At 55.1% G+C, this 20436-nt stretch carries 21 protein-coding genes; 16 read left to right on the forward strand and 5 right to left on the reverse strand.

The annotated features are described in order from the left end of the window. The first annotated feature begins 31 nt into the window (after positions 1-31). The 9 genes from fliM (at position 32) to TMES_RS06935 (ending at position 11131) form a co-directional block, all read left to right on the forward strand. Positions 32-1159 carry a flagellar motor switch protein FliM gene (fliM, locus tag TMES_RS06890; protein ID WP_085580771.1) on the forward strand — a complete coding sequence of 376 codons (1128 nt, stop codon included), beginning with the start codon at positions 32-34 and terminating at the stop codon, positions 1157-1159. Then, positions 1159-1905, forward strand: a complete 747-nt coding sequence (locus TMES_RS06895) for a DUF6468 domain-containing protein (RefSeq protein ID WP_085580773.1) — start codon at positions 1159-1161, stop codon at positions 1903-1905. The genes fliM and TMES_RS06895 overlap by 1 nt, the downstream gene beginning before the upstream one ends. 247 nt (positions 1906-2152) lie before the next feature. Continuing rightward, positions 2153-2884 carry a MotE family protein gene (locus TMES_RS06905; protein WP_085580777.1) on the forward strand — a complete coding sequence of 244 codons (732 nt, stop codon included), beginning with the start codon at positions 2153-2155 and terminating at the stop codon, positions 2882-2884. A 208-nt stretch (positions 2885-3092) separates the two neighbouring features. Beyond that, entirely contained in the window at positions 3093-3479 is a 387-nt protein-coding gene (locus TMES_RS06910; RefSeq protein WP_085580778.1) for a response regulator, read from the forward strand. 23 nt (positions 3480-3502) lie between these two features. Next, positions 3503-4165 (forward strand): protein phosphatase CheZ, encoded by a 663-nt coding sequence (locus TMES_RS06915; protein ID WP_085580780.1) that lies wholly within the window; start codon positions 3503-3505, stop codon positions 4163-4165. 26 nt (positions 4166-4191) lie between these two features. Then, the gene (locus tag TMES_RS06920; RefSeq protein WP_085580782.1) at positions 4192-5049 is read left to right on the forward strand and encodes a hypothetical protein; all 858 of its coding nucleotides are present in this window, start codon (positions 4192-4194) and stop codon (positions 5047-5049) included. Further along, complete coding sequence (locus tag TMES_RS06925; protein WP_085580784.1) at positions 5046-5771, forward strand: OmpA/MotB family protein; 726 nt, start codon at positions 5046-5048, stop codon at positions 5769-5771. The genes TMES_RS06920 and TMES_RS06925 overlap by 4 nt, the downstream gene beginning before the upstream one ends. Before the next feature lie 2 nt (positions 5772-5773). After that, positions 5774-9523 (forward strand): tetratricopeptide repeat protein, encoded by a 3750-nt coding sequence (locus tag TMES_RS23295; protein ID WP_085580786.1) that lies wholly within the window; start codon positions 5774-5776, stop codon positions 9521-9523. A 321-nt stretch (positions 9524-9844) separates the two neighbouring features. Beyond that, on the forward strand, positions 9845-11131 hold the full coding sequence (locus TMES_RS06935; RefSeq protein WP_085580788.1) for an SEL1-like repeat protein: 1287 nt from the start codon (positions 9845-9847) through the stop codon (positions 11129-11131). A 111-nt stretch (positions 11132-11242) separates the two neighbouring features. Here the strand turns inward: TMES_RS06935 and fliP are convergent, their stop codons facing one another. From fliP to csrA, 5 genes are all read right to left on the reverse strand, one after another. Continuing rightward, on the reverse strand, positions 11243-12094 hold the full coding sequence (fliP, locus tag TMES_RS06940) for a flagellar type III secretion system pore protein FliP (protein WP_245835242.1): 852 nt from the start codon (positions 12092-12094) through the stop codon (positions 11243-11245). Further along, positions 12091-12486, reverse strand: a complete 396-nt coding sequence (locus TMES_RS06945) for a flagellar biosynthetic protein FliO (protein WP_085580790.1) — start codon at positions 12484-12486, stop codon at positions 12091-12093. The genes fliP and TMES_RS06945 overlap by 4 nt, the downstream gene beginning before the upstream one ends. Before the next feature lie 197 nt (positions 12487-12683). Continuing rightward, positions 12684-13004 (reverse strand): hypothetical protein, encoded by a 321-nt coding sequence (locus tag TMES_RS06950; RefSeq protein WP_085580792.1) that lies wholly within the window; start codon positions 13002-13004, stop codon positions 12684-12686. After that, complete coding sequence (locus TMES_RS06955) at positions 12994-13419, reverse strand: EscU/YscU/HrcU family type III secretion system export apparatus switch protein (RefSeq protein ID WP_085580794.1); 426 nt, start codon at positions 13417-13419, stop codon at positions 12994-12996. The genes TMES_RS06950 and TMES_RS06955 overlap by 11 nt, the downstream gene beginning before the upstream one ends. 312 nt (positions 13420-13731) lie before the next feature. Then, the gene (gene csrA / locus TMES_RS23300; RefSeq protein ID WP_085580796.1) at positions 13732-14064 is read right to left on the reverse strand and encodes a carbon storage regulator CsrA; all 333 of its coding nucleotides are present in this window, start codon (positions 14062-14064) and stop codon (positions 13732-13734) included. 273 nt (positions 14065-14337) lie between these two features. Here csrA and flgB point away from each other — a divergent pair, with 273 nt between their 5' ends. The 7 genes from flgB to TMES_RS06995 all read left to right on the forward strand — a co-directional run bounded on the left by flgB (position 14338) and on the right by TMES_RS06995 (position 20315). Continuing rightward, positions 14338-14742 carry a flagellar basal body rod protein FlgB gene (gene flgB / locus TMES_RS06965; protein WP_085580798.1) on the forward strand — a complete coding sequence of 135 codons (405 nt, stop codon included), beginning with the start codon at positions 14338-14340 and terminating at the stop codon, positions 14740-14742. Between the two features lie 28 nt (positions 14743-14770). Beyond that, positions 14771-15178 (forward strand): flagellar basal body rod protein FlgC, encoded by a 408-nt coding sequence (gene flgC / locus TMES_RS06970; protein WP_085580800.1) that lies wholly within the window; start codon positions 14771-14773, stop codon positions 15176-15178. A 31-nt stretch (positions 15179-15209) separates the two neighbouring features. Then, a complete protein-coding gene (fliE, locus tag TMES_RS06975) occupies positions 15210-15536 on the forward strand; it encodes a flagellar hook-basal body complex protein FliE (protein ID WP_085580802.1) in 327 nt (108 codons plus the stop codon). A 239-nt stretch (positions 15537-15775) separates the two neighbouring features. Then, entirely contained in the window at positions 15776-16045 is a 270-nt protein-coding gene (gene fliQ / locus TMES_RS06980) for a flagellar biosynthesis protein FliQ (protein ID WP_085580804.1), read from the forward strand. Between the two features lie 79 nt (positions 16046-16124). Beyond that, positions 16125-16892: a flagellar biosynthetic protein FliR gene (gene fliR / locus TMES_RS06985; protein ID WP_085580806.1), complete on the forward strand. Its 768-nt coding sequence runs from the start codon at positions 16125-16127 to the stop codon at positions 16890-16892. Positions 16893-16917: 25 nt separating this feature from the next. Next, positions 16918-17988 (forward strand): flagellar biosynthesis protein FlhB, encoded by a 1071-nt coding sequence (gene flhB / locus TMES_RS06990; RefSeq protein WP_085580808.1) that lies wholly within the window; start codon positions 16918-16920, stop codon positions 17986-17988. 314 nt (positions 17989-18302) lie between these two features. Further along, positions 18303-20315 carry a methyl-accepting chemotaxis protein gene (locus TMES_RS06995; RefSeq protein WP_085580810.1) on the forward strand — a complete coding sequence of 671 codons (2013 nt, stop codon included), beginning with the start codon at positions 18303-18305 and terminating at the stop codon, positions 20313-20315. Positions 20316-20436: the final 121 nt, after the last annotated feature.

The following is a 20436-nucleotide window of genomic DNA, read 5'->3' on the forward strand; positions in this document are numbered from 1 at the left end:
GACCGCAGATTTAAGCCTGGGATAAACGCCGATGGCCGAAGAAGACGATGATGATGCACTGGCCGCCGAATGGGAAGCCATGGCCGGGGGCGGAGACGACGACGGTGACGGCGGCGATGATATGGCCGCCGAATGGGAATCCATGCTTGGCGAGGATGGCGGCGAGGACGAAGAACTTGTCGGCCCCGGATCTGCGCGGGTTCTGAACCAGGACGAAATCGACAGTCTGCTGGGCTTTGACGATGGCAGCGGCTCGGGCGACCAGTCGGGTATTCAGGCGATTATCAACTCGTCGATGGTGGCCTATGAACGGTTGCCGATGCTTGAGGTGGTGTTTGACCGCCTTGTGCGCATGATGTCGACCTCGTTGCGTAACTTTACCTCGGACAATGTCGAAGTCTCGCTCGATAACATTTTGTCATTGCGGTTTGGCGATTATCTGAACTCCATTCCCTTGCCCGCCATGCTGGGTGTTTTCAAGGCCGAGGAATGGGACAATTATGGTCTGTTGACGGTTGATTCAGCCCTGATTTATTCGATTGTGGACGTGCTTTTGGGCGGGCGGCGCGGTACCGCCGCTATGCGGATTGAAGGCCGACCCTATACCACGATTGAACGCAATCTGGTTGAACGCATGATCCATGTGGTTCTGGGCGATCTTTCCGCCGCGTTTGACCCGCTAAGCCCGGTTAATTTCCGGTTTGAACGCCTTGAAACCAACCCGCGTTTTGCCACCATTGCCCGCCATGCCAATGCCGCCATTGTGGCCAAGTTGCGCATTGATATGGAAGATCGCGGCGGTCGGCTTGAATTGCTGATCCCTTATGCAACACTGGAGCCGGTACGTGAATTGCTGCTTCAGATGTTCATGGGCGAAAAGTTCGGCCGTGACTCGATCTGGGAAAACCATCTGGCCAATGAGCTTTGGCAAACACATGTGAACCTGCTGGCCGTCCTTGATGAACAGGTGATGGCCCTTGGGGACGTGATCAATCTGGAAGTGGGGAACCGGATGTTGCTTAATACCGGGCCGACATCGCCGGTCGAAGTGCGGTGCGGGGATGTTGCCCTGTTTCGCGGCCTGATGGGGCGAAAAGGGGATCGGATCGCCATTCAGGTGCGCGAACGTGCGCGCAAGAACAAGGAGGAAACCGGCTGATGGCTGTCGAGTTTTACCTCGATCTCCTGATGATTGTTTTGCTGGTAGCGACAATCATCTATGCGCTGATGCTTAATCGCAGGCTTGCAGCCTTTCGTCGTAACCGCGAGGATATGGAACAGTTTCTATCGGCCTTTCATGCCGCGACCGAGCGGGCCGAAATACTGATCCAGTCCTTGAAGGAAATGGCATCGCAAAGCGGGGATGCGTTGCGCGAGGATATCGGGCGGGCCAGTGGCCTGCATGAAGATTTGTCCTTTATGGTTGACCGTGGCGACGCGATTGCCAACCGTCTTGAAAAAGCGGCCAGCGGTGTGAATGCCGCGCGCAAGGCCGCCGGGGCCGATGCCGGTTTTGGCGCATCTGGCAATGGCGGCAAACAGGTTATGGATGATCGCAACGATGCGGGCGACCGCAACGAACGGGGTGATCGGAATGACCGGGGCGACCGGAATGATCGCAGTGATCGCAATGTCGGGATCGAAACCCGCGCCGAGGAACTGGCTGCCCGTCTGGTCCGCGATACCGAACGCCAAAGTGCGCGGAACACCTATGAAAATGGTGGTGGCCGCGCGGCGTCGCGCGACATGCGTGATGATCGGTCTTCTTCGGCATCGTCAGGTGCGTCGACGTCCATGCGCGATGATCGCCGGGCCAACCTGATGGACGACAATGATGCCGACGAAGACGCCGGACGGTCGGACGCCGAACGTGAATTGCTGGCAGCGTTGCGTTCGGTACGGTAATGGCGTTACGATTGGGTAACGGACGATAAGGGAATGTTCAGCCACGATGGGTGCGTGGTCGGGATATATGTGGGAATTTGCATTGCTGTTGTGCAATAAAATCGGCACAGGTTTGCGGATGCAGGCTTGTTCTGGTGGGGATGACGGCCCATTTTCATATACGGGCTGTCTTGTGGGGACAGCAAAATTACGTTTCGGGTTTGATGTGGTTCGCGCTGCGGACTGCTGCTTAATGTCGGGTGAGTGAATGTCTTCTTTGCGTATTTTGCCAGTGCTGATCGTTGTGTCGGGTGTTGTCCTGTCACTGAAGGTCTCTGATGTCGTGTCGATCTGGCGCGATGGCGGTGATATGCAGGAATCCGCCGCCGTTAGCATGGTGCAGGCCGCACGCGCGCAGGAAAACCCTGCCGATCCGGCGGGCATTGCCGGTGGGCCCGGTCTGGATGCCCCGGCGGGCGGTGCCGATGCGTTGACACCGGCGATGGACCAGGAGGCCGCTGGCGGGGGCAACGCGGCCGAAGACCCGCCCAGTTTTGGCGGTGATCCGACCTTGTTTACCCAGGAAGAAATTGATCTTTTGCAAAACTTGTCGGCGCGCCGCTCCGAACTTGACCGTCGCGAGCAGCGCCTTGACGAACGTGAAAGCCTGTTGACCGCTGCTGAGGCGCGGATAGACAGCAAAATTTCCGAAATGAAACGGTTGCAGGCCTCGATTGCGCAGCTGGTCGAAAAGAAAGACGAAAAGGACGACGACCGGATCAAGAAGCTGATCACGGTTTATGAAAAAATGAAGCCCAAGGATGCGGCCCGTATCTGGAACGATCTGGATATGAACATTCTTTTGCAGGTGGCACAGGGCATGCGCGAGGCCAATACGGCGTCGGTTCTGGCCCAGATGACGCCCGAACGCGCCCGCGCCCTGACAACCGAGCTTGCTTACAAGCGCGATCTGAGTTCGCTGCCATTGACCAACCCCTGATCTGGCGCGACTTGCGAATGCGCCTTGGGGCTTTGGGGTTAATTATCGCCCTGTTTTGGGGGAAGTTCTTGAAACAGGGTGTGAAAACCCCCATTCTTGTTAAAGTGAAAAGCCTTGATTAACCTAAATTAAATAGGTACATCACGAAGATAAAGTTCCGAACCAAAGCTGGGTGTTTTTCCAGATTGACAGCATCATGGAGTGGTAAATGTCCGTCGATCCCAATATGCCAATTCTGATTGTCGATGATTACAAAACCATGTTGCGTATCATCCGTAATCTTCTTCGCCAGTTGAACTTCACCAATATTGAAGAAGCAACAGACGGCAGCATGGCGTTGCGCAAATTGCGCGAAAAGCCGTTCAGCCTGGTGATTTCCGACTGGAACATGGAGCCGATGACTGGTCTTCAGTTGCTCAAGGAAGTTCGCGCGGATGCGAAGCTGAAGGATCTTCCCTTCATCATGATCACGGCTGAAGCCAAGACTGAAAACGTCGTTATGGCCAAAAAAGCCGGTGTATCAAATTATATCGTCAAGCCGTTCAATGCCGAAACCCTCAAGGGTAAGCTGACCACGGTTCTTGGTGATTTCTAAGTCAAAGAGGGGCACGGGGCATTTTGTCCCGTGATACCGCCGTGGATGATACCCAGTTACGCGACCTGCTGGCACAGCTTAAGAAACGTCTTGAAAAAGGCGATCTGAAGATTGAAGAAGTTTCCGGGCTTGTTGAAAGTCTGGCAAAATTTCTTCCGGCCAGCACGAAAACCGACAATCAGGATGAAAAACGCCTGTTTGGGGAATTGGACGAGCTTTCCAATATCATTCGCAAGATGAAATCGGAAATTGCGTCTTTGCGGCCCGACGACATCAAGGCCGAATATATTCCCAATGCGACCGACGAGTTGGACGCCATTGTTGATGCGACCGCCGGTGCAACACACGAAATTCTTGATGCAATGGACTCGCTTGAAGAATTTGCCGCAAGCTTGCCGCCCGAACAGGCCGAGATTGTGACAAATGCGACGATGCGGGTTTATGAAGCCTGTAATTTTCAGGATATCACCGGGCAGCGGACGACCAAGGTTGTCAAGGCCTTGAAGGCCATTGAAGAACGGGTAGAAGGGCTGGTAACGGCATTTGGTGCGGAGATCGCACGTTATGCAGAAGCCAACCCGCGCAAGTCAAAAGACGACAAGCAGGGTGATGAAGCCTTGCTGAATGGTCCGCAGCTTGAGGGCAAGGGCGTGTCACAGGCTGATATTGATGCGATGTTTAATTGACCCTTTGGGCGAAATGACGAACGGGTATGACAGAAGAAGATGAAGATTCCCCGCGCCGCATAAGTGCCGTGACCGGCGGTACAACGGCGTTGTTTCTGTCGCTTTATCTTTTGCTTCTGGCTTTTTTCATTCTGTTAAACACCATCTCGACCTATGAAGAGGTAAAGGCCCAAAAGGTGCAGCAAAGCCTGTCATCGGCCTTTGCTTCTATTTTACCCCCGACCACCAGTCTCGATACTGTAACCTCTGTTGATGGCCCGTTGCTGGCGGCACAGGAAACCCAGAAAAAACTGGGAGACCTGTTTCAGTCGCCTTTGAATGTGGCCCGTGTCGAAGTTCTTCAGCCGGGAAAACTGCTGGAGGTGATGATGCATACCGACCAGCTTTTTGATCCGTCCAAAAGCACCATCCGCGAACGCCAGCAGGGATTTGTTGCCAATCTGGCGCAGGCCTTGGCCAATACAGCGGGGGGCGCGCAATATGAAATGGAAATGATGCTGGGCAGCAATCTGGGCAAGCAGGGTACCATTCCGGTTGAAGACAGCCTGGAAATCGCCCGTGCCGGGGCCTTTGCCCGTGCGGTCATCGCCCAGGGCGCACCGGCGCGTGCGGTCGATGTTGGCATCGATCCCAGTGCCGATCCTTTCATTGTGACCTTTCGTTTCTTTTGGGACCAGACTGCCGAAGCCAAGGCGGCCGCTGAACGTGCTGCTGCCGCCCAACAGGCTATTCCGTCTTCTGTTGCGCTACCGCCGCTTAACAAAACCGGCACGGGTACAAGTGCGCCAAGCGTGACCATTCCGCTTCCCATGGCCTCGCCCGGCGTGGTTCCCGTTGCCCCGGCAAAACCGGCGGCACCTTCGATAACACCGGGAGGCGGATGATGCTTGACGAACCCAAAAGAGATGAACCCACCGGCCCGCCGATCTGGATGCTTAGCCTGGCTGATTTGATTTCGCTGCTGCTGACGTTTTTTGTCATGCTGTTTGCAATGTCGAGTGTGAAGGTCGATCGCTGGGACGAAGTTGTTGATTCGCTCTCCCAATCGATCCGCCCGGCCCCGGTCGAACCGACCGATGAGCCGACCGCACAAATGAATATTCCCCGTGTGTATCGCAAACCGGCGATGAACCTGGATTATTTAAGCTCGGTGATTGAAGGGGCCATTCGCGATAACCCCGTGCTGGGGCATGCCCGGTTACGCCATACCGCAGATAAACTGATTATTTCCCTGCCGGGCGATGTGATGTTTGTTCCCGGTAGCGAAAAGCTGGCGCAAAACGCCCGTCAGGCCCTGTTTGTGCTGGGCGGTGTGTTGTCCAACATTGGTAATCGTGTGGGTGTTCAAGGGCATACCGACCCCCGCCCGGTGAGCACGCAAAGCCGTTATACCTCGAATTGGGAGCTGTCGCTGGCGCGTGCCGCCGAAGTTGCCAATGAATTAAAAAGGTCGGGTTATCTGGATTACATAAATATTTACGGATTTGCGGCATCAAGATACGACGAACTGCCGCGGACAGGTGACGAAGAAAAGCGCTATGAGATGGCGCGACGTGTTGACATCGTCATTGAACCCCACGGCGGGAGCGGTCTGGGAGGTTCTTAGGAATGCGATGTGGGTTAACGCGACTGTTGCTGGCTGTTGCCGTGGCGACTGCCGGTTTGGTGGTCGCGGCGCAAACGGTGCCGGTTGCGCATGCCCAAACGGCAAGCCCGGTCATCATGCGCTCGGGCAATCACGAAGGGTATGGTCGCATTGTGGTGCAATGGGATCATCAGGTGAATTACACCGCCGAAATTATCGGCAATCAGCTTGTTGTTCGCTTTGACCAGCCGTTGGTCGCATCCTTGCGCGGGGTGGTTGACCCGATTTCCGACTATGTCAGCGATGCTTTTTTCGATCCCGATGGCCGGACAGTTGCCTTTGTTTTGCGCGATGACTTTGACGTGCGCGCGTTTAATGTCGGCACCAATGTGGTGCTTGATATTCTTGATAAAGCCGCCCCGGAACCCACTCCTGCGCCTGCTCCCCAGCCTGCCGCGCCATCTCCGTCCCCGGCTCCTGTGGTGCCGCCAGCAGACCAAGCCGCGCCTGCGCCAACCGCGCCGGCACAAGGTGCGCCTGCCGGGGTGACGGCACCTGCGCCCGCACAACAGCCGGGAAATGCATCACCGGGGGGGGCTTTGCCGCGTCCGGCATCCAAACCCGCCACGCCTGCACCCGCCACGCCTGCACCCGTGACCCCGTCGAAAACGTCGAAAACGTCGCCTGCCGGGCCGGGCAACGGCACGTCCGGTGCGCAGGTTCCCTCTGCCGCCCCTGCCGCACCGACATCGCCTGCACCGGTCGCACCGGGCGCCGCACCCACAGATGCCAGCCTGCCGACGTTGGAAATTCGGGTCGGGCGCCATCCCACATTTTACCGGCTGGTTTTTGACTGGCCCAAAACCGTTAATTACCAGGTTAGCGGAGCCGACGGCCAAAACCATATCGTTTTTGATAGCCCCGCCCAGATCGACGAGGTGGCAACGTCGCGGCGGTTGCCGCGTGGCGTGTCGGTATCACAGGCTGCAACCCGCCCGCTTGATGTTGTCATCAGCAGCGATCCTGCGCGCACGCTGCGCCATTTTCGCTCGGGCACCAAGGTTGTCGTCGATGTGATGGGGGTTGATGGCACCCCCCAGGGTGAGGATGACACATCTGCTGGCCCGCCAAACGGGGCTGCCCGGCAAAAAGCCGCCGGTGCAACCCAGCCTGTGACGCCCCCAACGGCCCCGGCCGGTGCATCGACAGGCCCAAAAACACCCGCCACCGAAAACAGTACCGGAAAACCCCGTCAACTGACCTCGGCAATACGTGATACCACCACGGGCGGCGCGGCAAACGAGGCGTTGGCCCCGGTTGAAAGCATTGGCAAGATCACCGTTGGTGTCACGCAAGATGCGACAAAGCTGGAACTGACCTTTCCGTTCGGGCGGCCCACCGGGGCGGCAATTTGGGATCGGGCAGGATTTTTATGGTTTGCCTTTGATACCCGCGCCGAGCTTGACCTTGACCGGGTCCGCCAGGAAGCAAGCCAGATTGTCGGGGTGATCGAACAGCTCGAAAGCCCCTATGGCACGCTGGTGCGCATGACCATTCCTGACGGGGTGGGCTTGATCTCGCGGCAGGACGACCTTGGTGGCTGGGTGATATCGATGGAAGCGGGGATATTGCAGCCGGTCGAACGGCTGGGCCCGACGATTGAACTCGACAGCGAAACCCGCGCCAGATTGGCCGTGCCCCTGACCGGTGTCCGCGACACCATGACAGTTAATGACCCCGAAGTGGGCGATAGCCTGCGTGTGGTGCCAACAACCCAGGCGGGTTACGGCATTGAAACCCCGTTACATTATCCCGAATTTAACGTTTTGCCGTCGTTTCAAGGCGTGGTTGTTGCCCCGGTTAACGACCGGGTGAAAGTTTCGCATCGGGCCCCGCCCGCTGCACAAACCGAAATCAATGACCCGGCTGCGCCAGCCCCGTTGGGCGAGGCGGTGGTGGTAACGGCGGATAACGGGTTGAACATCTCGCCCGAAGGGGCGCGGTTGCTGGCCTCGGCAACCGGGGTGCGCGCACGCACGGGCGATACTGATGCAGGGCGCATTTTCGACCTTGAAGACTGGCGCCGGGGCGGACTGGATAATTACAATGACGCCATTACCGCGCTGATGGGGGATGTGGTGCGAAGTGGCGATGAACATCGCAACAAGGCCCGGCTGGATATGGCACGGTTTTACATGGCCAACGGTTTGGGGCCGGAAGCCAATGCGATGATCGAAATGATGGAACAGGACGACCCGCTGATTGGTCAGAAATCCGAATTTCGCGCCCTGAAAGGGGCGGCAAAGTTTTTGAACGGCCAATATGACGAAGCCGAACGCCTGCTAAGCGATCCGCGCCTTGCCGATTTGACCGAGGTGAAATTGTGGCGGGCGGTGAACAGTGCGGCGCGCGGGCGGCCCAATGAAGGGGCGCGCGATTTGATGGAGTCCATTCATCTGCTGGATAAATACCCGACCGAGCTTTTGATGCGGTTGGGGCCGGTGGCGGCAGAACAGGCCCTGATTGTGAAAAACCCCAAGGCCGGGATGGAAGTTGTCAGCAAGATGCTTGAAGACCCCGAAGCGTCTAAAAACAAGCTGCTGGATGTTGAATATTTAAAAGGACTGTTCGAACAGGAAGCTGGCCAGTTTGACCAGGCCATTGCCACCTGGGACCAGGTCGCCAATGGCGATAACCGCAAAGCACGCGCGCACGCCATTTTTGACCGCACCGAGCTTTTGTTAAAGCTGAAACGCCTGACGGTTGATGACGCCATTACCCAGTTGGAAAAATTGCGCTTTGCCTGGCGGGGCGATGATTTTGAACTGGCAGTTTTGCGCCGCCTTGGCAATTTGCAGGTCGAAGGAAAACATTTCCGCGATGGCCTTAAAACATTGCGTCAGGCGGCAATTTTCTTCCCCAATCATCCGTCAACACCTGCCATCACCGAAAAAATGCATAAAACCTTCGAAGACCTGTATCTCGGCGATGACATAAACAATATTTCGGCAATCAAGGCCGTGGCCCTGTATGACGAGTTTCGCGAATTAACCCCGGCGGGCGACAAGGGCGACGAGTTGATCCGCCGTCTGGCCGACCGGATGGTTAGTGTCGAGCTGTTTGGCCGGGCCGAGGATTTGTTGCTCCATCAGATTGATTTTCGCCTGACCGGCCATGAAAAGGCCCGGGTGGCAGCGCGGCTGGCGCTGGTTTACCTGCTGGATCACAAGCCGCAAGACGCCCTCAATGTGCTTGATGACAGTGACAGCCCGGAACTGGGCGATGATCTGGTGACGCAACGGTTGCATTTGCGGGCCCGCGCCTTGCTTGACCTTGACAAGGGTGACGAGGCGATGGCGCTGCTGGGCGATGATTTAACCCCCGAAGCCGAGCTGTTGCGAATCGAGCAATACAGAAAAGTAAAAAATTACGGCGCGATGGCGGATAGTTTCCAGCGTCTGGTGGGTTCTGATCCGGGGAATATTGCAAACGGATTTAGCGACCAGCGCGCCCAATATGTTTTGAACTGGGCGATTAATCTGGCGATGTCGGGGCGCGAACGCGAACTCGACATGGTTAAACGGCGCTATGGGGCCTTGATGTCAAAGGGGCCTTACGCCAAGGGGTTTGAGCTGATTACATCGTCACCGACCCGGGGCCTGATTGATTATCGCTCGATCGGAAACGAGATTAAGGAAGTCGAAGATTTCAAAGGATTTCTTGGTAACTATCGGGACCAGTTGGAAAAAACCCAGTTGAGCGCGATTAACTGAGCCAGCATTTTTGGCCTGTGCCGTGCGGGCGGGGCCGTTTATCCCTGGCATAAATTTTGTGACAGGCGGGGCATGCGCGCGGATGTACCTAAAAACAAAGGCTCTGTTTCCGTGCGGGATATGAAAAGATCGCCCCGCCGTGACGTGCAAACAGCTTTGAAGGGCTGCCTTTTTCACTGCCGTTTCTTTGGGCGCTGTGGCGATGGTGTTGTGGCTGCTTTTGCCGTGACAAAATTAGCCGTAAGAATAGGTGGTTGCGCTTTGCGAATAATTGTTTATTCTTTTAACCGTGTATTTCCAGTGTGTGTAAGCTGAGGGCAGATGGATCGCGCACTTAAAATGGTCTATTACGATGAGGCTGATGTCGAACACGACATTTTCGCGCAGCTGAATCTTGCCCTGAAAAACTTCCGTGGCATCGGTATGCCGCGCGATGAGTCAGCCACCCGCCGCATCCTTGATCAAATTCACCGTCAAAGCCGGGCCTTTGCCGCCGTATGTTACGGCTTTATGCGCAGCAAGGGCATTGGCGTGAGCCGTGATTCGGGCGAAGGCCAGCAATGGTACCGCGAAGCAGCCTACTGGTTTCGCGAAGAAGCCCAGTCCGGGCAGGGCACATCGGCCAGCAATCTGGGCTATCTTTATGCCAAAGGGCTTGGCGTGCCTGAAAACGCCGATATGGCCGCCGAATGGTTCCGCGAGGCCGCCGACCGCGGATCACCCGTTGCGACTTATAATCTGGGTGTGTGTTACCTTAATGGCTGGGGCGTGCAACAGGATGATCGCAAGGCGGTGAAACTGCTGCAATCGGCCTGTGACCATAATGACATCGCCGCGGCAAGTGTGCTGGCCTATCTTTATCTCGAAGGGCGTGGCGTTAAACGCGATCCCGGAAAATCATTTGAATATAATTTGCGCGCGGCGCGGGCGGGCAGTGTCGAGGCCGCATCTGCGCTGGGCTATGCTTTTGGCGTTGGTCTTGGCGCAGAACGCAATATTGAAGCCTCGATCAGCTGGTTTGAACTGGCCGCGGGCGAGGGCGATGCCTATGCCCAGGCCAATCTGGCAATGTATTTCTGCCACAGCTCCGAGCTGAAGCTGTTTAATCGCGGCTGGCAAATGTTGTCGCTGGCATGCGATCAGGGCGATGTTTCGGCCAAATATCAGATGACGCAAATTCTGATCTTCGGGGTCAAACATCGCGAGCCTGATTATGGCAAGGCGCTGGATCTGGCAATGGATCTGGCCGAGCTTGGGCATCCTGGCGGTTATCATTTGATCGGCGTTATGTATGAACACGGCCTTGGCGTGCCGGTTGATATGAAACGTGCTGCGGGCTGGTATGAACGTGCCGCCCGCAAGGGGTCGGCCAATGGCCAATCGGCACTGGGGCGGCTTTATGCCATTGGTAATGGCGTCGAACAGGACAATGTTCAGGCCTATTACTGGCTTAAAATGGCAACACCGGCCCATAGCACTCATGCCCACCGCGAATTTGACGCGGTCCGGGCGCGCATGACAATCGACGAAATTCGCCGTGCCGATCAGTTGTTTATCAGTGATCCGGCACCGCGCCGGGCGCATGTGGGTCTGCGCACGGTTGAATAATTCGACATGGATGGAATATTAAAAAACAGGCGTAAACAGCCTGTTTTTTTGTGCCTGAAAACCCGCCAGAGCAACGATTTGAACACCGATAAGGCACAGGGTGATTATGCTCTAACTGGCACCGAAACTTTGCACCAGCGACCCCGAAATCAGGTACCAACCATCGACCAGCACGAAAAAGATCAGCTTGAACGGCAGTGAAATAACCACTGGCGGCAGCATCATCATGCCCATCGACATCAGGATGCTGGCGACCACCATGTCGATGATCAGAAACGGGATGAATAACAAAAAGCCGATTTCAAAGGCACGGCGCAATTCGCTGATCATGAAGGCCGGGATCAGCGCGCGCAACGGCACATCATCGGGGCTGGTGACGGTGGCCTTGGCCATATTGACAAACAGTTCCAGATCGCGGTCGCGAACCTGCGTCATCATGAAATCATGAACCGGTTTGATCGCCCGGTCCATGCCTTGAAATTCGTCAATATCGCCATTGATCATGGGCTGCAATCCCTCGTCCCAGGACCGTTCCATGGTCGGCATCATGATAAACAGGGTTAAAAACAGCGCCAGACTGACCATCACCTGGTTTGGCGGCGATTGCTGAATGCCAAGGGCGGTACGTAACAGACCCAATACGACAATGATCCGGGTAAATGACGTGACCATGACCAGAATGGCGGGCGCCAGACTAAGTACCGTGATCAGGCCAAGCAACTGGATCATGCGCCCGGTCGATGTCACGCCGGGGCCATCGCCAAGGTCAAGATTAAACGATTGTGCATGGGCGACATCGCCGCCAAAAACAATGGCCACCAATGGCAATAATGACCAGAAAGCCGCCAGTTTTAGCGTGCGCAGGGTCAAAAACCTGCCCGTTGGTCCAGATACGGACGCGGCGGCAGATGTAAGGGCGGTTCGGTTATGGGGCGGGGTCGTGTTTTTGCGCGCAAACATCATGGCAAAACATCCCGGTCTTTAGGGGCATCGACATTGCTGTTGATCGTTCCGGCAGACGCGGCGTCCCTTCCGTGCAATTTTTGAGCGGATCCTTGCGCAATATCCCCGTCAGGTAAAAGCTGGTTAAAGGTGGTGCCAATGTTGCGTTCGACCACCAGATCGCCATTTGGCCCCAGCACAATCAGATGTTCGGTATCATCGCGGCGCAGCAAGACCAGCCGACGTTTAGTATCAAGCGGCAAAACCTCGATCAGGGCCAGCCTGCGCTTTTTGCCCCGGTTCACCGTGCGGGCGCCGGGCACAAAACGCCGGGCCAGCAAGGCAATAAGGCCAATTAACGCCAGCACAAAGACCAGTGCCGCGACAAAGCGGAAATATGACTCCATATCCATCGCTGGCTGATTATCCCCTGTTTTGTGATGGTCGCGCCGGATTGACCGGTACCCATCTTTGTGGATTATCCCACTGTCGCCCGGTGCGCAAGCCACAAGGCGATATGCGGTACGCCTTGCTGTGTTGGTGCCGCCAGGTGGCTGCTGGCCGTGATGTAACCCGGCAACGGTCGCAGCACTGCGCGCCCTTACCGCGATTAGCGGTTACGGGCTGTCTGGGTATAGGCATTAACCGCCTGATTGGAATTGTTAAGGCCTTTAAGTTGGCGTTGCAGGCTGGCATGTTCGACACGCATCGAGTCTTCAAGTTGCGTCAGGTCTGCTTGCAGGGCGGCCAGAAAAGGGGCTGCTTCACTGCGTTCTTGTGCGCTAAGCCCCTTGGCATTGCCGCAAAGGTCGGCTATGCGCGTTTCAAGCGACCCCAGTTCAACCACCTTGCCTTCTTCAAGAAAGCGCTGGCTGGTGGCGATCAGGGATAAAACCCGCTTTAAATCCTGTTTGAACTGTTCAAGCGTCATGGGGCGGTTCCTGCTTGCGATGATCTGTTGACGGCCCGGAAATGGTATCTTTTTCAGGGCGATGAAGACCACCCTGCGAGCCATAGATCTGATTGATGCGGTAAATATAGTTCAATATTTCGGCGACGGCGGCAAAAGCTTCCAGCGGAATTTCACTGTCGATATCAACAGCCATCAGAATTTCGGCAAGATCAGCATCCTGTCGGACCTTGATCCCCTTGGCAAAGGCCACTTGCAAAATCTGTTCCGCAACGCTGCCCTGGCCCTTGGCCGCCATCACAGGGGCATTATCGCGACCTTGCAAATAGCGCAAGGCGACAGCGATCTGGTCTGACTGGCCCGGCGCGGCAAGTTTTTCCGGGTTTGCCCCGTCGCGGTCAGCCAGCAGGTCAACGCTGTGTTTTTTGCCGGTCATTTCTGCCCATCACGGATCTTGGCCATTAGGATGTTGTCTTTCGCATCCATCAATTGAAGGGTCGATCATAGGGGGGCTTTGGTCAACAAATCCTTGCCGTCCGGTTTTTGCGCGGCATTTAACGGGAAAATAGTGCATCACCATCCCGTTATGCTTCGTTCCCTTTATCGTCGTTTTTGCGTTTTCGCCGCAGCATCACAGTTCTGGCGCGCGGCAAAAAACAAAGGGAACACGTGGCGGGCGCACGGTTAAAAGGTGCCCGTTGCCCCTGCAATGCGGGTGATATGGGGCCGCCTGCCCAAAATGCCTGTCTTAGCGGTTTGGTGTCTCGTCGCCATCGGGGCCGGTATCGGCGGCTTTGTCGGCGGTGTCGGGGGCCGGGTTTTGGGCCGGTGGTGTGTCGGTGCTGGTGGCTGGGGCATTTTCGGCGGCGCGGTTGTTGAAGATGCGGGCGAAATCAACACTTGCCGTTGCCGAACGGTTTTCGTCCTGAATACGGTCATATAATTCGCGGCGCAGCACCTGGATGTTTTCCGGAAACGTAAAGCCCAGCTTTACCGTTTTCCCGCGAACCTCGACCACGGTGACTTCAATATTGTCATCAATGATAACGGAGTCGCCGACTTTACGGGTCAGATACAGCATGTTCGGTCCTGATTTTTTGATCGGGTCACGGCCCGTCTGGTTCGGGTCGAATGACTATGCCCGCTTTGGCCGTTCTGGTCCAGAGGGCATGCAGCGCAAAGCAATTCCTGCCTTTTAGGATTGTGGCACGGGATATGCAAGGGATATGCGGTGGAATGATCGCTCCGGGAAACCGGGTAAGGCCGAGACGACGGGGACAGACAAAATACAGTCGTTAACCCGGGCTTTACCAGCAGACGGGATACTGGGGCAGATAACGAAAGGGTAAGGTTTATGGATATCGGCAAACTCAGCATGTTCGCGAACATGAAGGAAAAGATGGATTGGTTGAACCAGCGTCAGCAGGTTATTGCCAAAAACATCGCCAATTCCGATACCCCGAACTATCGCCCGGAAGATCTCAAGGAATTCAACCCCTCTACGGTTGGCAATGATCGCCAGTTCATTCTTGCCATGGCCCAGACCGAGCCCGGCCACGCGACCGGCCTTCGCAAACCGGGCAACTTCAAGGCCGAGGAAGTGCGCAAGAATTACGAAGTCGCCCCGGACAAAAACGCCGTGGTGCTTGAAGAACAGCTGATCAAGATGAACGAAAACCGGATCGATTATCAAACCATGACCCGACTTTATGCCAAGCAAACTGAAATGATGACAACGGCCATTGGTCGTTCCAGCTAAGCTGTTGCGTTAAAAGGAATTAAAAGACATGGAACTTTATCGCGCATTTCAGATTTCCGCCGCTGGCATGAAGGTACAGGGCACGCGTTTGCGGGTGGCGGCCGAAAACATGGCCAATGCCGACAGCTTGCCAACCGAAGCGGGCAAAGACCCTTATCGCCGCAAAATTCTGACATTTAAAAACGTTATGGACCGCGAAACCGGTGCTGATCTGGTCAAGGTTAACAAGGTTTATACCGATAAATCGGCTTTTGGCCTGAAATACGAACCGGGCCACCCGGCAGCAAATGCCCAGGGCTATGTTCAGACTCCGAATGTTGAACCGATGATCGAAATGATGGATCTGCGCGAAGCCCAGCGCAGTTATGAAGCCAATCTCAATGTGATACAGTCCTCGCGCAGCATGCTGTTGCAGACTCTGGACATTATCCGTTAAGGTAGGTCGGTAAGGATAAGGAGTCCGCGCCATGATCAATAACAGCTTTGCGAATGCAATTTCTGCCTACCGCAATGTGGCAGATGGCAAAACCGATACGATTACGGACCGGGCAAATAACGGCACTGCCGTCGATCCCGGGCAAAGTTTTTCCGATATGGTGCGCGATGCGGCGGTTGATGCCCGCGATACCATGATGAACAGCGAAACCATGACCCAGAAGGCGATTGTCGGCAAAGCCGAATTGCATGAAGTGGTTACGGCGGTTTCGGCGGCAGAAGTGACGCTGAAAACAGTTGTTGGTGTGCGCGACAAGGCCTTGCAGGCCTATCAGGAAATTTTGCGGATGCCGATCTGACCTTTTTGGGGTCGGCAATTTTTGCAGGGAGGCCGCATGATGTGCGCAATGCACCGTTGATGCGGCTTTTTTGTTGTTTTGTTTTTCTTTCCTTCCTTTATCCGCGGGTACCATGCCAAAACAAAATCATGGCGGTGACCGGCGGTGATCTTGTATGAAGAAATACGGACACAGGGTCGCAATGAACGGTTTTTCCGCTCATCGTCAGACGGCATAACCGGGACGGAGCATTTTTTCCGATGAATCAGGCCGAGATTATGGACGTGGCCTATGATGCGGTATGGACCCTGATCAAGGTGTCCGGGCCGATCATGCTGATTGCACTGGGCGTGGGTCTGATTATTGCCCTGTTTCAGGCTTTGACCCAAATTCAGGAAATGACCCTGACTTTCGTGCCCAAAATTCTGGTTATTTTTATCTCGTTGCTGGTATTGCTGCCCTACATGATGACCGAATTGATCGAGTTTACCAATCGCATGGTCGATCATTTTGTCGGATTGCCCAATTAGCCCGGCTGGCGGTTTGCGGGCTGTGGTCGCACCGGTCTGAGTACCTGTTCTGTCGTTTCGCCCCAACCGGGTCTTTATCATGTCGTCCTTGCAGGACCTTCTTGTTCTAGACTTTTATGTTGTCCTGATGACTTTCGCCAGGGTCGGGGCGGCGTTTGCCTTTATGCCCGGTTTTGGGTCAACCATGGTGCCTGCCCGGGTGCGGTTAATGCTGGCATTGTGGATTGCGGTGGTGATTTCCCCGCTGACATCCCCCCTGATCCCGGCGCAACCGGCCGATGCGCCAACCCTGTTTGTTTATCTGGGATTTGAAATTACCATCGGCTTGTTTTTTGGCATGTTCGGCCAAATATTGATGGCAGCCTTGCAAACAGCCGGAACAATTATTGCCTATTCATCCTCGATGGCAAACGCCTTTACCAACGATCCGATTGCCGGGCAGCAAAGTGCGGTTACCGGGCGGTTGTTAACCCAGGTGGGGCTGGTGCTGCTTTTTGCGACCGGGCTTGATCATTTGATGATCCAGGCCATGTTTGAAACCTACACCCTGTTTCCGCCCGGCGGAAAATTGCCGGTTGGCGATATGAGTCAATTTATATCTCATGCGCTCAATGACAGTTTTACCATTGCCATGAAAATGTCTGCACCGTTTTTGGTGGTTTCCATTGTTTTGCAGGTGGCTTTGGGTTTGTTAAACAAGCTGATGCCCCAATTGCCGGTGTTTTTTGTTGCCATGCCGGTGCAGATCGCGGTGGCATTCTTCTTGTTCCTGATTGTTTTGCCCTCCATGATGATGGTGTTTTCGAACTATTTCGAAAATGGGCTGGAAAATTTTCTGACCCCGTAAGTGCGGCGTCAATCTGGGTGTAACCATGGCCGACGAAGACGACAGCCAAAAAACAGAAGACCCTTCCCAAAAAAAGCTCGACGATGCGCGCGAGAAGGGGCAAGTGCCGGTTTCCAAGGAAGTCGGTAACTTTATGCTGCTGTTTGGCGGGGCCCTGGTGATTACCATGATGGCGCCGGGCATGGCGGATGGCATTCGCGATTTCGCGGTGCAATTTGTCGCCCATCCTCAGGATTTCAGCCTCGACCCCGAAAGCACGCGCCAGCTGTGGCAGCGGCTTATTGTCGGCTTTTTCAAAATTATGGGCATCCCGTTTTTGCTGCTGGTGTTTTTTGCTGCTGCCGGGCATCTGGTGCAAAACGGGCTGGTTATTTCCTCTGAACGTATTTCGCCTGACATCACCAAACTCAGCCCGCTCAAGGGGCTCAAAAACCTGTTTTCAATGAAAACAATGGTCGAGTTTGTCAAAAACATTTCCAAAATCGTGCTGGTGGGCGCGGTGCTGGCAATCGTGATCATTCCCCATCTCAGCGATATCGAGCTTTATCCGCAAATGTCGCTGCCCGAAATTCTCGATCATTTATATCGTTTGATCGTGATGTTGATGATTGCGGCCGTATCCCTGACAGCGGTGATCGCCGGAATGGACTTTGCCTATCAGCGCTACGAATTCAACAAAACCATGCGGATGTCGAAACAGGAAATAAAAGACGAATACAAACAAACCGAAGGCAGCCCCGAAATCAAGGCCCGGGTGCGCCAGATCCGGATGGAACGCGCCCAGAAACGCATGATGCAAAATGTGCCCAGTGCCGACGTGATTATCACCAACCCGACCCACTATGCGGTTGCGCTGAAATATGATGTTGGCATGATGCAGGCCCCGCAATGTGTGGCCAAGGGGCAGGACCACGTGGCATTGCGTATTCGCGAAGTGGCCAAGGAAAACAATGTTACCATCATTGAAAACCCGCCTGTCGCCCGTGCGTTGTTTGCCACAGTCGAGGTGGACCGCGAAATTCCGCCCGAACATTACAAGGCGGTGGCCGAAATTATCTCGTATGTTTTCCGGCTGCGGGGCAAAAAACTGGGCTGAAATGCCATGCCGCCCCGTTGGCGGGGTGGTTTTCTATTCTGTGCAGGGCCGGTTTGAACATAAATTCCCTACCTTTAGGATAGGAATACTATACTTTTCAAAAGAAGGTTTATAGATGTTAGTCATCTGCTTTTGTTCCGGAATTTTCCTTTTGCCGCAAGGCGTGCTATAAATTTTCTTGCCATAAGTATAGGTAGCGCGTAGCAAGATAGCGCTCACATTTTCGCAAGCCTTTCGGTCACCCGTGTGGTTTGGCGATTTGCGTTTTGTCACACTGCATCGTCCGTGAAAGCGGCCAGTTCGGGAACATCCTTATGAAGCTTCGACTTTCAGGACAAATTGCCTTTTCCAATGCCATTATCGTTGTCATGCTTGTTGCGGTGGCGATTGGTATTGGTCTTGTCGATCTTGATGCCCGGCGCACCACGTCCGAGGCTGTGGAAATCGCATCTGTCACCACAACAGACATCCCCGTTCTGATCCACAATATTTCCGACGCACGGTATAATGTCACGCTGGTGCAGCAGGGCTTGTCGGAAATTTCGGCATCGCGGGGCAAGGATGGCCTTGATGGCGGGTTTGACAAGGCAGAACAGGCCGTTGCGGTTTTGAAAAAAGACCTGGAAGAAGCCCGTTCTGTTGCCACGCGTCTGGGGCAAAGCAAAATTGTTACCGCGCTGGACGGTGTATCGGCAGCGTTTCCGTCCTATTATGCCCAGGGCAAGGAAATGGCACAGGCCTATATCGATGGTGGTGCCGAACAGGGTAATCGTCTGCGGGTCAAGTTTGATGCCGAAGCCGACAAAATGACGGCTGCCTTATCTGCCATGGTTCTTGAAACGCAGGCCTATAGTGCCACCTCCGAAAATCACCTGTCAGACAAGCTTGACCAGCTTGATAAAAGCATCAGTCTTGTTTTTTATCTGACAACAATTGTCACGATTGCGGCGGTTTTTGTCTGCGGTGTGATTGCGCTGGTTATGCATCGGCGTATCGGTGTGCCCCTGACCGGCATGGTGGACAATTTGCGCAAATTGTCCGAGGGGGATTTCGACGTTGTTGTGCCCCAGTCTGATCGCAGCGACGAAATTGGCGATCTTAGCCGGGTGCTTGATGTTTTTCGCGCCACCGGCCTGCAGGCGAAACAATTGCGTAACCAGCAGGAAACCGATCGCATTACAGCCGAGAAAAATCGTCGGGATGCCCTGGTTGCGATGGCCGAAAAGGTTGAAAGTGAAACCGGGCGTGTGGTTGAAACCATTGCCGAGCAAACCGGAAACCTTGCCGTTGTCGCCAATCGCATGTCGGGGTCGGCCGATACCGTGCAAACCAACGCCAATTCGGTGGCCTCGGCCTCGCATCAGGCGCTGGCAACGGTCGAAGCCGTTGCCGGGGCGGGGGAAGAACTTAATTCCTCGTTGCTGGAAATTAACACCCAGATCGGCCACGCCAACCGGATTAACGCCGAAGCCGTTGCCGCGAGTAATGAAACCGAAGCCACCATTACCCGCCTGTCTGATACCGTAAATGGCATTAGCGAAGTGGTCGAACTGATTTCTGGCATTGCCGCCCAGACCAATCTTTTGGCCCTGAACGCCACAATCGAGGCCGCCCGTGCCGGCGAAGCGGGCAAAGGGTTTGCCGTGGTGGCCCAGGAAGTGAAAAACCTGGCGACCCAAACCGGCCGTTCAACCGATGAAATTACCCGCCAGATCGGCGAAATTCAGGCGGTTACCAAAACCGCGGTGCAGGCCGTCTCCCTTATTGCCGAGAAAATCCGCGATATCGACATGATATCAACCGCGATTGCCGCCGCCGTCGAAGAACAAAGTGCCGCCACCAGCGAAATTGCCCGCAATGTGACCGACAGTGCCTCGGCCTCGCGCGAGGTATCGGGAAAAATCGGCGAAGTTTCCGACGAAGCCGCCATCACCGGCCAACTTGCCAGCGAGGTTGGGGATCTGTCCAATCAGGTGGCCCATGCCGTGCGCGATCTGCGCAAGGTGCTGGTCGATGTTGTGCGCACCTCCACAAGCGACGTTGACCGCCGCCATGCCCCGCGTGTCAGGGTGGCAATCAAATCAAAGCTGCGCGTTGGCAGGGAAACATTTGACGCCGAAATTGAAAACCTGTCGGAAGGCGGTGCCATGGTAAAATTGGCCCGGCCCGTTTCCTACGGGACGCTGGTTGATCTTGATGTTCCTGCTGCCAAGGGCTGGGTCTCGGGGCGGGTCTGTGCGGTTAATGAAGATGAAATCAGCATCGAATTTAATACCGATGAAAATACCCAGGTGGCCTTGAAACGGTTTGTCGATCACAGTCTTTAGGCAATTCCGGCAAATTTGCGCGGCCTTGTGCCCCTGTTTGTGTTCCTGTTTTTGTCTCTGTGCCATCGCGTTGCCGTGTTTGCGGTGTTCGATGATGTGCCATCGATGTGCCATCGGGTAG

Source organism: Thalassospira mesophila (assembly GCF_002115755.1).
GTDB lineage: Bacteria > Pseudomonadota > Alphaproteobacteria > Rhodospirillales > Thalassospiraceae > Thalassospira > Thalassospira mesophila.